General features: G+C 62.7%; 11 protein-coding genes and 1 pseudogene. 9 read left to right on the forward strand and 3 right to left on the reverse strand.

Going from position 1 to position 13,688, the window contains the following annotated elements:
* The first annotated feature begins 34 nt into the window (after positions 1-34).
* From KHP07_RS24440 to KHP07_RS24465, 6 genes and pseudogenes are all read left to right on the forward strand, one after another.
* Positions 35-1,683: pseudogene (locus KHP07_RS24440) on the forward strand (AMP-binding protein).
* Positions 1,684-1,713: 30 nt separating this feature from the next.
* Complete coding sequence (locus KHP07_RS24445) at positions 1,714-2,157, forward strand: hotdog fold thioesterase (RefSeq protein ID WP_034102975.1); 444 nt, start codon at positions 1,714-1,716, stop codon at positions 2,155-2,157.
* 97 nt (positions 2,158-2,254) lie between these two features.
* The gene (locus KHP07_RS24450) at positions 2,255-3,058 is read left to right on the forward strand and encodes an alpha/beta fold hydrolase (protein ID WP_078047648.1); all 804 of its coding nucleotides are present in this window, start codon (positions 2,255-2,257) and stop codon (positions 3,056-3,058) included.
* Positions 3,055-3,909 carry an alpha/beta hydrolase gene (locus KHP07_RS24455; protein WP_099493396.1) on the forward strand — a complete coding sequence of 285 codons (855 nt, stop codon included), beginning with the start codon at positions 3,055-3,057 and terminating at the stop codon, positions 3,907-3,909. The genes KHP07_RS24450 and KHP07_RS24455 overlap by 4 nt, the downstream gene beginning before the upstream one ends.
* A 102-nt stretch (positions 3,910-4,011) precedes the next feature.
* Complete coding sequence (locus KHP07_RS24460) at positions 4,012-4,830, forward strand: DUF4892 domain-containing protein (RefSeq protein ID WP_078047650.1); 819 nt, start codon at positions 4,012-4,014, stop codon at positions 4,828-4,830.
* Positions 4,831-4,902: 72 nt separating this feature from the next.
* Positions 4,903-5,964, forward strand: a complete 1,062-nt coding sequence (locus KHP07_RS24465; protein WP_078047651.1) for an AI-2E family transporter — start codon at positions 4,903-4,905, stop codon at positions 5,962-5,964.
* A 16-nt stretch (positions 5,965-5,980) separates the two neighbouring features.
* Here the strand turns inward: KHP07_RS24465 and KHP07_RS24470 are convergent, their stop codons facing one another.
* Together KHP07_RS24470 and KHP07_RS24475 are read right to left on the reverse strand one after the other, a co-directional pair.
* Complete coding sequence (locus KHP07_RS24470; RefSeq protein ID WP_078047652.1) at positions 5,981-7,021, reverse strand: sensor histidine kinase; 1,041 nt, start codon at positions 7,019-7,021, stop codon at positions 5,981-5,983.
* Positions 7,021-7,749 carry a response regulator gene (locus KHP07_RS24475; RefSeq protein ID WP_214498160.1) on the reverse strand — a complete coding sequence of 243 codons (729 nt, stop codon included), beginning with the start codon at positions 7,747-7,749 and terminating at the stop codon, positions 7,021-7,023. The genes KHP07_RS24470 and KHP07_RS24475 overlap by 1 nt, the downstream gene beginning before the upstream one ends.
* Positions 7,750-8,009: 260 nt before the next feature.
* Between KHP07_RS24475 and pyrF the strand changes: the two genes are divergently transcribed.
* The gene (gene pyrF, locus KHP07_RS24480; RefSeq protein WP_010211681.1) at positions 8,010-8,708 is read left to right on the forward strand and encodes an orotidine-5'-phosphate decarboxylase; all 699 of its coding nucleotides are present in this window, start codon (positions 8,010-8,012) and stop codon (positions 8,706-8,708) included.
* A 916-nt stretch (positions 8,709-9,624) separates the two neighbouring features.
* On the opposite strand, the gene KHP07_RS24485 is transcribed toward pyrF, so the two are convergent.
* Positions 9,625-10,632, reverse strand: coding sequence for an NADP-dependent oxidoreductase (locus KHP07_RS24485; protein WP_099493398.1), 1,008 nt, complete (start codon positions 10,630-10,632; stop codon positions 9,625-9,627).
* Between the two features lie 228 nt (positions 10,633-10,860).
* Between KHP07_RS24485 and KHP07_RS24490 the strand changes: the two genes are divergently transcribed.
* Together KHP07_RS24490 and KHP07_RS24495 are read left to right on the forward strand one after the other, a co-directional pair.
* Positions 10,861-11,622, forward strand: a complete 762-nt coding sequence (locus KHP07_RS24490) for an SDR family oxidoreductase (protein WP_078047655.1) — start codon at positions 10,861-10,863, stop codon at positions 11,620-11,622.
* A 202-nt stretch (positions 11,623-11,824) separates the two neighbouring features.
* Positions 11,825-13,237, forward strand: a complete 1,413-nt coding sequence (locus KHP07_RS24495; protein ID WP_214498161.1) for an aminotransferase-like domain-containing protein — start codon at positions 11,825-11,827, stop codon at positions 13,235-13,237.
* Positions 13,238-13,688 lie beyond the last annotated feature (451 nt).

The raw sequence follows: 13,688 nt of genomic DNA on the forward strand, positions 1-13,688 counted from the left end.
TTGGCTATCATCGGACCACAAAGGAGCGCGTCCCATGCCCGTCGCTTTTCGTTTGCCGTTGCAGGTCTTCTTTGAACGTGAAGCGCGACATCCGCGCCAGACTTTTCTGGTCCAGCCCGTCGGCGGCGGCCAGGTCCAACGCCTCACCTGGAGCGAGGCCGGCCACCAGGCCCGCTGCGCCGCGCACTGGCTGCGCGCCCGGGAGTTGCCTCAGGGCTCGCACATTGCCCTGATCTCGAAAAACTGCGCCCACTGGATCATCGCCGACCTGGCGATCTGGATGGCCGGGCATGTCTCGGTGCCGCTGTACCCCAACCTCACCGCCGACTCCGTTGCCCATGTGCTCAGCCATTCCGAGGCGGCGCTGGTGTTTATCGGCAAGCTTGACGACTGGCCAGCCATGGCGCCCGGCGTGCCGTCCGATGTCCCGACCATTAGCTTGCCGTTATGCCCGCCGGGCGCATTCAATTTCACCTGGGCCGACCTGCAAGCCAGCTCGCCGATCCAGGACAATCCTCAGCCGGCCGCCGCAGAGCTGGCCACCATCATCTATACCTCCGGCACCACCGGCTTGCCCAAAGGCGTGATGCACAGCTTCGGCGCGCTGGGGTTTGCCGCCACCCGTGGCACCGAGTTGTTCGGGTTGGGGGAGGGCGACCGGCTGCTGTCGTACCTGCCGTTGTGTCACGTGGCAGAACGGATGTTTGTGGAAATGGCGGCGATCTACACCGGGCAGACGGTGTTTTTCGCCGAAAGCCTGGATACCTTTCTGACTGATCTGCGTAGGGCGCGTCCGACCGCACTGTTTGGTGTGCCGCGCATTTGGACCAAATTCCAGATGGGCGTCTACGCCAGGATCCCGGAAAAGCGCCTCGACTTCCTGCTGCGCCTGCCCTTTATCGGCAAGCGCGTGGGCCACAAGGTGCTCGCCGGCCTGGGCCTGGATGCGTTGCGCATCGCGCTGTCCGGCGCGGCGCCGGTGCCCGAGGCGCTGCTGCGCTGGTATCAGCGCCTGGGCCTGGATGTGCTGGAGTGTATGGCATGACCGAGAGCTGTGGCTACTCCCACGTGTGCCGACCCGGCCAGCAGACCCTCGGCTGGATCGGCCTGCCGTGCCCCGGTGTGGACGTGCGCATCGACCCCTCGGGCGAAGTCCAGGTGCGCAGCGGCGCGACCATGCTCGGCTATTACAAGGACCCGCAGAAAACCGCCGAGACGATCACCGCCGATGGCTTCCTGCGCACCGGTGACAAGGGCGAGCAGGATGCCGATGGCCGGCTGCGCCTGACCGGGCGGCTCAAGGAAATCTTCAAGACCAGCAAAGGCAAATACGTCGCTCCCGCGCCGATTGAAAACCGCCTGGCCGAACATGCGCGTATCGAGCAGGTGTGCGTGGTGGGCGATGGTCTCACCGCGCCGATTGGGCTGTGCGTGTTATCGGCGGTAAACGAAGACCCGCACGCACTGCGCAGCAGCCTTGAACGCTGGCTGGAACAGGTCAATCAGGCGCTGGATAAACATGAACGCCTGCGCCAGTTGGTGGTGGTGAAAGACAACTGGGCGGTGGAAAACGGCTTCCTGACCCCGACCCTGAAGATCAAGCGCAACGTGATCGAATCGACTTACGGTGCACATTTCCAAGCCTGGAGCGAGCGCTCCGAATCCGTTCTGTGGCAGGATTAGGCTCATCATAAAACCAAAAAGGACAACGGCATGAGCCTGTGGCGCACTCAACCGAATATCGATCAACTCAATGCGATCCAGAAAAACACCATCGGTGAACTGCTGGACATTCGCTTTGAAAGCTTTGACGACGACTCCCTGACAGCCAGCATGGTGGTTGATCATCGCACCCATCAGCCCTACGGCTTGTTGCATGGCGGTGCGTCGGTGGTGTTGGCCGAAAGCGTGGGTTCCATGGCCGCCTACTTGTGCATCGATGCCAGCAAGTTCTATTGCGTGGGGCTGGAGGTCAACGCCAACCACCTGCGCGGTGTGCGCAGCGGGCGCGTGACGGCGGTGGCCAAGGCGATCCACATCGGCCGCACCACCCAGGTCTGGGACATCCGCCTGACCAGCGACGATGGCAAGGCCAGTTGCGTCTCGCGGCTGACCATGGCCGTGGTGCCACTGGGCGAGAACCCACCGGCGCGATAGGCGTGGCATGAGTGTCATCATTCCTGGCAGTTACAGTCATTGCTGTGCCGGCCGGGCATGGTGACAATCAATCTCTGTTTTTGTAGATGGATCTGGTATGTCGCAGCACGTGTTTTTTGCCCACGCCAATGGCTTCCCCTCGGCCACCTACGGCAAGTTGTTCGCCGCGCTGGCCCCGGAATACGCGGTGGCTCACCTGCCGCAGCACGGTCACGACCCCCGGTTTCCGGTGGACGATAACTGGCAGAACCTGGTGGACGAGTTGATCCATCACCTGGAGCAGCAACCTGAACCGGTGTGGGGCGTGGGCCATTCCCTTGGGGGCGTATTGCACCTGCACGCGGCCATGCGCTGCCCGCAGCTGTATCGCGGGGTGGTCATGCTCGATTCGCCGGTGCTGACCCGTGCTGACCGCTGGGTGATCCGCGCGGCCAAGCGCTTCGGCTTTATCGACCGCCTGACCCCGGCCGGGCGCACCCTGGGACGCCGCGAAGAGTTCAGCGACCTGGACGCCGCGCGCAGCTATTTCGCCGGCAAGACCTTGTTCCGTGGCTTTGACCCGGAATGCTTCGACGCTTACCTGCAACACGGCCTGCACCAGGTCGGTGACCGCCTGCGCCTGCGTTTCGACCCGGCCACCGAAATCAGCATCTACCGGGGCGTGCCCCACACCAGCCCCGGTCAGGTGCGCCAGTTGAAAGTGCCGCTGGCGGTGGTGCGCGGCCGGCAGAGCCGGGTGGTGATGCGTCACCACGCCAGCGGCGTCGGGCGCCTGCCCATGGGCGAAATGCTCACCATGCCCGGCGGCCACATGTTCCCCCTTGAACGCCCCCAGGACACCGCGGCCTTGATCAAAAACCTGTTTTCCCGCTGGCAAGCCCGCGAGCGCAGTTGCGCATGAGCACACCGGTCGAAGAAGTGCGCCTGAGCCTGCCGCATATCGAACTGGCGGCCCATCTGTTCGGTCCCGAGGACGGTTTGCCGGTGATCGCCCTGCATGGCTGGCTGGACAACGCCAACAGCTTTGCGCGACTGGCGCCGAAACTCCAAGGCTTGCGCATCGTTGCACTGGACATGGCCGGGCATGGGCATTCGGCGCATCGTCCTACGGGGGCCGGTTATGCCTTGTGGGATTACGTCTTCGATGTGCTGCAAGTCGCCGAGCAACTGGGCTGGAAACGTTTTGCATTACTTGGCCACTCCCTCGGCGCCATTGTGTCGCTGGTGCTGGCCGGTGCGTTGCCGGAGCGCGTGACGCACCTGGGATTGATCGACGGTGTGATCCCACCGACGGCCAGCGGTGAGAACGCCGCCGAGCGCCTGGGCATGGCGTTGCAGGCGCAATTGAACCTGCAGGACAAGCGCAAGCCGGTCTATAACACCCTGGACCGAGCGGTGGAGGCGCGCATGAAAGGCGTGGTGGCGGTCAGCCGTGAAGCCGCAGAACTGCTGGCCCAGCGCGGTTTGATGCCGGTGCCGGGCGGCTATACTTGGCGTTCCGACAGCCGCTTGACCCTGGCGTCGCCGGTGCGTCTGACCGATGAGCAGGCGATGGCCTTCGTGCGGCGGGTAAGTTGCCCTACGCAGTTGGTGGTGGCCGCCGACGGCATGCTGGCGAAACATTCCGAATTGCTTTCTCAGCTACCTTTTACGGTAACCACGCTGCCGGGTGGCCATCATTTACACCTGAATGACGAGCCCGGCGCGGTCCTTGTTGCAGACTGTTTCAATCGGTTCTTCTCCACGCCTTGACTTGGCGCGGTCAACTGCCGAGGCTGGGCGGATTGAAAGGGAGTCAACCATGAACCATCTCAACACCGCTGTGCTCTCCGATGGCCAGGGCACATTGATCCGATGAGCCTTCGTAAAGGATGTATCCGTGCCCTCGGGCTGTGCTGTTTCAGCCCCCTGGTGTTCGCCGCCGATGTGCCGGGAAGCCAGGATTTACCGGCAGTGTCCCGTCAGGTCGACTCACAGATCGTCGACTACCGCCCGGCCGAAGAGAAGGAGCGCATCTACCCTATGGGCGCGATCCGCAAGATCAGCGGCCAACTGCGTTACGAAGGCCAGGCCACCGCCCGTGGGCAAGCCACGGCAATTACCTACGAATTGCCCGCCGAACACACCTCCAGTGCAGCTTTTACCGCAACGCGCGAAGCGTTGCAGGCGAAGGGCGCGCAGTTACTGTTCTGGTGCCAGGCCCGCGATTGCGGCGAAAGCAGCCTGTGGGCCAATGAAGTATTCGGCAACGCCAAGCTGGTGGGCGCCGACGGCCAGCAGGAATACCTGCTGCTGCGCCTGGCAGCCCCCCAGGACAATTCCCTGGTGGCGCTGTACGGCATCACCCGCGGCAATCGCCGCGCCTACCTGCATGTGGAGCAATTGGATGCCAACGCGCCGCTGGGTGACCTGTTGCCCACGTCGGCCACGCTGTTGCGTGAGTTGAAAAGCACCGGCGAGCTGGACTTCCCCGCGCTCGGCGGCGACCCTGACGACACCTGGCTGACCCTGATTTCCCGTGGGTTGAACCTCGATACCACCTTGCGCGTCAGCCTTACCGGCCCGAACGCCGAAGCCTGGCGCCAAGCCCTGGTCGACAAAGGTGTGCGCGCTGCGCGCATGGAAACCGGCGCCGCTGAAACCAAAGGCCTGCACCTGCATCTGATACGCTGACCGTCACAAGGCGAGCGGACCCGCGCCGTTCGCCTAAGCTCTCTTCCTACAGCCTTCTTCTAGAGATACTCCATGCCCAATAACGATCGCCTACTGGTGCAAATCCTGCTGCTGGTGCTGTTCGGTGCCAGCTTCTGGGTGATGGCGCCGTTCTGGTCGGCGCTGTTCTGGGGCGCGGTGCTGGCGTTTGCCAGTTGGCCGCTGATGGTCCTGCTCACGCGCTGGCTGGGCGGTCGCGAATCCTTGGCCGCCGGCATCCTCACGTTGTGCTGGATGTTGCTGGTGGCGCTGCCGCTGGTGTGGCTGGGTTTCAATCTCGCAGACCATGTGCGCGATGCGACGGCGTTGATCAAGGATATCCAGGTCGATGGCCTGCCGGAGGCGCCCACCTGGCTTGGCTCGATCCCCTTTGTCGGCGAACGGCTGGTGGCGATGTGGGACAGCATCGACCAGCAGGGCGCAGCCTTGATGGTCAGCATCAAGCCGTACCTGGGGCAAGTCGGCAATTGGCTGCTGGCGCGCAGTGCGCAGATCGGCGGTGGAATCCTGGAGCTGACCCTGAGCCTGGTCTTCGTATTCTTTTTCTACCGGGACGGGCCGCGCCTGGCGATGTTCGTCCACCGTCTGCTGGAGCGCTTGATCGGCGACCGCGCCGGCTACTACATCGAACTGGTGGCGGGGACGGTCCAGCGGGTGGTCAACGGCGTGATCGGCACCGCCGCCGCCCAGGCCGTGCTGGCGCTGATCGGTTTCCTGATCGCCGGCGTGCCGGGTGCGCTGGTGCTGGGTATCGTCACCTTCCTGCTCAGCCTGATCCCCATGGGCCCGCCGCTGGTGTGGATCCCGGCCACGGCCTGGCTGGCCTGGAAAGGCGACTACACCTACGCGGTGTTCCTCGGTGTGTGGGGCACGTTCATCATCAGCGGCGTGGACAACGTGCTCAAACCCTACCTCATCAGCCGTGGCGGCAACCTGCCGCTGGTGATTGTGCTGCTCGGGGTGTTCGGCGGCTTGATCGCCTTCGGTTTCATCGGCCTGTTTATCGGCCCGACCCTGCTGGCGGTGGCCTATAGCCTGTTGATGGATTGGAGTGCGACCCAGGCCCAGGGACGCCGAGAAGACAAACCGCTGTGATCCATGGGAACCGGGGTCAGGTCCTGGGCAACCACATCACTGCAGTCAAGCCACCGCCTGGGGTTTCTTCGAGTTCCAGTCGACCGCCGAGGCGCTCCGCAGCCTCCTTGGAAATCGTCATGCCCAGGCCGACCCCGCCGGAGTTGCGGTTGCGTGAGCCCTCAAGCCGATAGAACGGCTCGAAAACCGCCTCGCGCTTGTCCGCCGCGATGCCGGGGCCGTGGTCGATCACGCGGATGACCAGGGCTTCGCGGCTGTCCGTCAGTTCGATGCGCGCCGTGCCGGCATAGCGCAAGGCGTTGTCGATCAGGTTGTTGAGGCACGAACGCAAGGCCATCGGCTGCACCTGCAGCGGCGCGCAGGTGCCGGCGAATTGCACATCAGAGCCTTGGTCCTGGGCGTTTTCGCTCATCGACTCCACCAACGCCTGCACGTCCAGCCAATGCCGGGTTTCGCTGGTGCGTTGCTCGTGCAGGTAGCTCAACGTGGCGTCGAGCATGCCGATCATGTCGTCGAGGTCCTGGCGCATCTGGCCCTGCAGCTTGGTGTCTTCGATCTGTTCCAGGCGCAGCTTGAGGCGTGACAGCGGGGTGCGCAGGTCATGGGACACCGCGCCGAGCATGCGCGCACGCTGGCTGACCTGTTCGCGGATACGTCGTTGCATCAGGTTGAAGGTCGACGCTGCCTGCCGTGCCTCCCGTGGCCCCGACTCGTCGAGAGGTGGGCTGTCGAGGTCCAGGCTCAAGCGCTCGGCGGCTTCACTCAGGCGCTGGATCGGCCGGCTCAGCAGCTTGGCGCCGTACCAGGCAGCAATGATCAGCGAGATGAATTGGAACGTCAGCGGCACCACCGGGCCACCGAACCAGGGGCGGCGATGCTCCTTGTGCAGCGGCTTCATGGATCCGTCCGGCTGCTCCACGAAGACTTCCCGGGGCGGTGGCGGCGGGGGCGGGCCGTAGTAGCGAAACCAGGAGATTGCCAGCACGTGGGCCAGCACAATGGCCACCAACAACACGCCAAACAGCCGACCGAACAGCGTGTTGAAGGCGTTGCGCATCAGCCGATATCCCGGGCGTCGAACAGGTAGCCTTCGCCGCGTACGGTCTTGATCAGTTGCGGCGCCTTGGGGTCATCCCCGAGTTTCTGCCGCAGGCGCGACACCAGCAAGTCAATGCTGCGATCAAAGGCTTCGATCGAGCGGCCACGGGCGGCATCCAACAATTGCTCGCGGCTCAGCACCCGACGCGGACGCTCGATAAACACCCAGAGCAGGCGGAATTCGGCGTTGGACAGCGGCACCACCAGGCCATCGTCGGCCACCAGTTGGCGCAGCACACTATTAAGACGCCAGTTGTCGAAGCGGATATTGGCGCGCTGTTCGGTGCGGTCATCGCGCACGCGACGCAGGATGGTCTGGATGCGTGCCACCAGCTCACGCGGCTCGAAGGGCTTGGACATATAGTCGTCGGCGCCCAGCTCCAGGCCGATGATGCGGTCGGTGGGTTCACAGCGGGCGGTGAGCATCAGGATCGGGATGTCCGATTCCGCGCGCAGCCAGCGGCACAGCGACAAGCCGTCCTCGCCTGGCAGCATCAGGTCGAGCACGACCACGTCAAAGGTTTCGGCCTGCATGGCCTGGCGCATGGCGGTGCCGTCGGTGACACCGGTGGCCAGGATGCCGAAGCGGGCGAGGTAGTCGATCAGCAGTTCGCGGATCGGCACATCATCATCAACGATCACCGCGCCTTTTTGCTCGTCGGTCATGGAGACGGAAGGGGTATGCATAATGCGATCATCTGCCCTGTTGTTGCGGTCAGCATAGGCGCCCAGCCCCATGGCTGGAAGTGCTGGTCGGTGGGTCGTGCGAGCGAGGCTAGCCGTGGGGCGTGTTGGGGGCATGTCGTGAATGTATCAGCTTTGAAATAATTGCCCGAAAACGCCCGCCCAATGGCGCTTGGTCAGTATTTACCGATCATCGGATCCCGCAACGGCGCTGCTTGCGCTACAATCCGCGCCGATTTCGACTTGCCTGAGAGCCCATTCCAATGTCCGTCTGCCAGACTCCTATCATCGTCGCCCTGGATTACCCCACTCGTGACGCCGCACTGAAGCTGGCTGACCAGTTGGACCCGAAGCTGTGTCGGGTCAAGGTCGGCAAGGAACTGTTCACCAGTTGCGCCGCAGAAATCGTCGGCACCTTGCGTGACAAAGGTTTCGAGGTGTTCCTCGACCTGAAATTCCACGATATCCCGAACACTACTGCCATGGCGGTCAAGGCTGCCGCCGAGATGGGCGTGTGGATGGTCAACGTGCATTGCTCCGGTGGCCTGCGCATGATGAGTGCCTGCCGTGAAGTGCTGGAACAGCGTAGCGGGCCTAAGCCGTTGCTGATCGGTGTGACTGTGCTGACCAGCATGGAGCGTGAGGACCTGGCCGGTATTGGCTTGGACATTGAGCCTCAGGAGCAGGTGTTGCGCCTGGCAGCGCTGGCACAGAAAGCTGGCCTTGATGGCCTGGTGTGTTCGGCGCTGGAAGCCCAGGCGTTGAAAACTGCGCACCCGTCGCTGCAACTGGTGACCCCGGGGATTCGTCCGGCGGGCAGTGCCCAGGATGATCAGCGGCGCATTTTGACGCCGCGGCAGGCGTTGGATGCGGGCTCCGATTACTTGGTGATCGGCCGGCCGATCAGCCAGGCGGCTGATCCGGCCAAGGCGTTGGCGGCGGTTGTTGCCGAAATCGCCTGACCGAGACGTCCTGTTGGAGGCGGCCTGACCGATGGCCGCTGTCTGACTGAAGCCCCGCGATCCAAGTGAGGGAGCGGGCTTGCCAGCGACGGTGGCATAACTGCCGACCACTCTTCAACTGCTGCCCTGCGATCCAAATGTGGGAGCTGGCTTGCCTGCGAAGGCGGCCCGACAGCCGACCACACTCCAACTGTCACCCCGCGATCCAAAACTGTGGGAGCTGGCTTGCCTGCGAAGACGACCCGACAGCCGACCACTCTCCAACTGTCACCCCGCGATCCAAAACTGTGGGAGCTGGCTTGCCTGCGAAAGCGGCCCGACAGCCGACCACAATCTAACTATCACCGCGCGATCTAACTGTAGGAGCTGGCTTGCCAGCGATGGCGACCTAACGCCGACCACAATCTAACTGTCACCTCGCAATCCAAATGTGGGAGCTGGCTTGCCTGCGAAGACGGCCTGACTGCCGATCACTCTCTAACTGTAGCCCCGCGATCTAAAAATGTGGGAGCTGGCTTGCCTGCGAAGGCGGCCTGATAGCCGACCGGGATGTTGGATCAGACCGAGTACATATCCGTTACTCGGGTAACGGCTGCTAATGGTTCCGCCCTTACGGCGGGTCACTTTGGAAAAGAGCCCCAAAGTAACCAAAGGGCTCTTGCCCCAACACTCGGCACCTCGCCTAGGCTCGGTGTGCCCGTAATCCGACAGGGATTTGGGGGGCCGCCGCCACGCGCCATCCATGGCGCGGGGCGGCTAAACCGGCATCCCTGCCGGTTTACCCCCCAAATCCCTGTCGAATTCCGGCCAGCGTGTTTGACGGGGCGCCTAAGGTCAAAAGCCAGATCAAAAGCTAGATCAAGATCACGATCAACAGCGGCTCGCTTCGCATCGTGGTTACGTTGGGGCAGCTTTTTCAGATGACTTTGAGTACGAGTTTCCCAAAGTTTTCGCCGTTGAATAGCTTCATCAGCGTCTCGGGGAAGGTTTCCAGCCCTTCTACGATGTCTTCTTTGCTCTTGAGTTTGCCCTGGGCCATCCAGCCGGCCATTTCTTGGCCGGCGGCGGCGAAGTGGGCGGCGTGATCCATGACGACAAAGCCTTCCATGCGTGCGCGGTTGACCAGCAGTGACAGGTAGTTGGCCGGGCCTTTCACGGCTTCCTTGTTGTTGTATTGGCTGATGGCACCGCAAATCACCACGCGGGCTTTTAATGCCAGGCGGCTGAGCACTGCGTCGAGAATGTCGCCGCCGACGTTATCGAAATACACGTCTACGCCTTTGGGGCACTCGCGCTTGAGTGCGGCGGGTACGTCTTCGCTTTTGTAGTCGATAGCCGCATCGAAGCCGAGTTCGTCCACCAGGAACTTGCATTTGTCTGCGCCGCCGGCAATGCCCACCACGCGGCAGCCTTTGATTTTGGCGATTTGCCCAGCAATGCTGCCCACGGCACCGGCCGCACCGGAGATCACCACGGTTTCGCCGGCCTTGGGCGCACCGGTGTCCAGTAGGGCGAAGTAAGCCGTCATGCCGGTCATGCCCAGGGCCGACAGGTAACGGGGCAGCGGGGCCAGTGTCGGGTCAACCTTGTAGAAACCCCGAGGCTCGCCCAGGAAGTAGTCCTGTACGCCCAAGGCGCCGTTGACGTAGTCGCCGACCGCAAACTTTGGGTTGTTCGAGGCAATCACTTTGCCCACGCCGAGGGCGCGCATTACTTCACCGATGCCGACCGGCGGGATGTAGGACTTGCCTTCATTCATCCACCCACGCATGGCGGGATCGAGGGACAGGTATTCATTGCGCACCAGCACCTGGCCGTCCTTGGGCGTGCCCACGGGCACTTCCTGATAGGTGAAGGTTTCCCGGGTGGCCGCGCCGACCGGGCGCTTGGCGAGCAGGAATTGGCGATTGGTCTGGGCGGTCATGGCAGCGACTCTTCTGGAAATGAACCTGAAGTGATAGACCTTGAACAGTCTGGGAGCAAGGTTCACCGAGGGCGCGAATGCCGCTCGATAGGCACTGCTGATAGTCGGGCGGTGGCTCTTATCACTGCGATTCATGCAGCCTCAACTGGCCTTCTGATAGTGCTGACGCGCTCGGCGCGGCGTTGGCTAGACTCGACCCACAGTTATTTTTCCCACGGGACATCTTCCATGAGCATGACGTTTTCCGGCCAGGTTGCCCTGGTGACTGGCGCCGCCGCCGGTATTGGCCGCGCTACCGCGCTGGCGTTCGCCGCCGAAGGCTTGAAGGTAGTGGTTGCCGACCTGGATGCAGCGGGCGGTGAAGGCACCGTCGCCCTTATCCACCAGGCCGGTGGCGAAGCGCTGTTTGTGCGCTGCAACGTCACGCAGGAAGCCGAAGTACAGCAATTGATGGCCCAGACCCTCGCCGCCTATGGCCGCCTGGACTACGCCTTCAATAATGCCGGCATCGAGATTGAGAAAGGCAAGCTGGCTGACGGCAGCCTGGATGAGTTCGACGCGATCATGGGGGTCAACGTCAAGGGCGTGTGGTTGTGCATGAAGCACCAATTGCCGCTGCTGCTGGCCCAGGGCGGCGGGGCGATCGTCAACACTGCATCGGTCGCGGGGCTGGGCGCGGCGCCTAAGATGAGCATTTATGCCGCGTCCAAGCATGCCGTGATCGGCCTGACCAAATCGGCGGCCATCGAGTATGCGAAGAAGAAAATCCGCGTCAATGCGGTGTGCCCGGCCGTGATCGATACCGATATGTTCCGGCGTGCCTACGAAGCCGACCCACGCAAGGCCGAATTTGCCGCCGCCATGCACCCGGTGGGACGCATTGGCAAGGTCGAGGAAATCGCCAGCGCGGTGCTGTACCTGTGCAGCGACGGTGCGGCCTTTACCACCGGCCAAGCCTTGGCGGTGGACGGTGGCGCGACGGCTATCTAGGACCTCGGGTCGCCCTTCATTCGAAAACGGTGTGGGGGGCGTGAGGTATTTCCATAGCTGGCACCGTGCCTTGTCAGATTGTGTATCAACAGGTAAATAACTCAATAAAATCAATACTTTAATAAAACTTGGCGAGCGGCCGGGGTGGGCTTCTGTGCTTAACTGTCTTGGGTTGAATAACAGACAGTGAAGTGAGTGGCGCATGGATTTAGGGATCGATCGACAAGCCCTTGTACCGGTGGTGCAGCAAATCATCAGCGCGGTGGCGCAATGGATTCGCACGAGTGGGGCGAGCCCTGGCACACGCTTACCGTCCGTTCGCCAGGTGGCCCTTGATAACCTGCTCAGCCAGTCCAGCGTGATCGAGGCGTTTGAACGATTGGTCGCGCAGGGAGTGCTGGTTTCAAAACAAGGTTCGGGTTTCAGCGTTGCCCAACCGCCGACGTCGCACGAAGGCCAGTGGTACGAAGGGGCCGAGCAAGACTGGGGAGCCTTCGCCGATAACCCGTTGGGTGAGCTGAAACTGGGCTGCGGCTGGTTGCCGGATACCTGGCGTGAAAGCGATGACATCAGTTACGCGGTCCGCGAAGTGACCCGTACCGACACCGCTGGCCTGTTCAACTACAGCACGCCCTTGGGGCTGCCCGCGTTGCGCGAGCAATTGCTCAAGCGCCTGGGCCAGGTCCACATCGCTACCCATCTTGACCACATCCTCACCACGGCCGGCGCCAGCCATGCCCAGGACCTGCTGATCCGCACATTGCTCAAGGCCGGCGATTGCGTGGTGGTCGAAACGCCGGGGTACGGCAACCTTTATCGGCAATTGGCGTTCCACGGCGTGCAACTGCTGCTGGTGCCACGCACTCGCGGTGGCCCGGACATCCCGGCGCTGGAAACGCTGTTGCAGCAGCATCGGCCCAAGTGCCTGTTCATCAACAGCCTGTACCACAATCCCACCGGCTCCAGCCTGAGCCGCACGGTGGCCGAGCGTTTGCTGGAGCTGGCGCGCCGCGAAGATTTCCTGATCATCGAAGAGGATGTCTTCGGCGACCTGCAGCACGCCAGTTGCACACGGCTTTCGGCGTTGCCCCATGATGACCGGGTGATCTACGTATCGAGTTTTTCCAAGACCCTGAGCAGCGCCTTGCGCGTGGGTTACCTGAGTGCCAGCGCGGCGATCATCGGGCAATTGGCCAGTCTCAAGACCTTGACCGGCTTCGGTACCTCGCGATTTGCCGAGGCGGTGGTGGCCACGCTGCTGGCCAACGGCACCTACCGCAAGTGGGTGCAGCGTTTGCGCAAGCGCCTGAATGCGCAAATGGCTGCCACGTTGCAGGTGCTGGAAGACGAGGAGTGGGAGGTGTTCACTGCTCCGGCCGGCGGGATGTTTGTGTGGGCGCGGCCGGGGTCGGGGGATCGGTCGCGGTTGCAGGCTTGTGCGCGGCGGCTCGGGGTTTTGTTATCGCCGGGGGCGCTGTTCAGTCCAACCCATGAGCCCTGCGACTGGCTGCGCATTAATGTAGCCTATGCGGCGGATCAACGCGCCTTGGCGTTGTTCCGGGCCATGGGCCCCGCCAGATCGACCTCGACCATTCTGAAAACGACGAGCGTGTAGCTTTTTGCCATTATTGTGGCGCCAACGACTTGTGCTCAGTGCCTTGTGGTTGCGAATCTCGCCTGTGTAAACCGGGCTCGATGGCAATTGCCATTGCAAGAGGATTCAAGTGCAATGATTTCGGCCGTGCAACGACAATTCGCCAACCTCGGTATGGCAAAAAAACTGGGCTTGGGCTTCACCCTGGTGCTGCTGTTGACGGCGGTGGTCGCGGCGATCGGCGTGTGGTCCCTGCAAACCGTTGGCCAGCGTTTCGAAGGCCTCAAGGCCATGTCCTCGCTCAACAGCGGCTTGCTCAAAGTGCGCCTGATCGAGCAGGACTACGCGCTGCATGCCGACCCCAAGGCCGTCGACGCGCTGCATGAAAGTGTCGACGCGTTGGCGGCCCTTGCCGCGAGCCTCAAGGCCCAGTCGGCGACCAATGTGCCGGTCATGACCGACGTCGAGCAGG

This window comes from Pseudomonas sp. VS40 (assembly GCF_018587885.1).
GTDB lineage: Bacteria > Pseudomonadota > Gammaproteobacteria > Pseudomonadales > Pseudomonadaceae > Aquipseudomonas > Aquipseudomonas pergaminensis.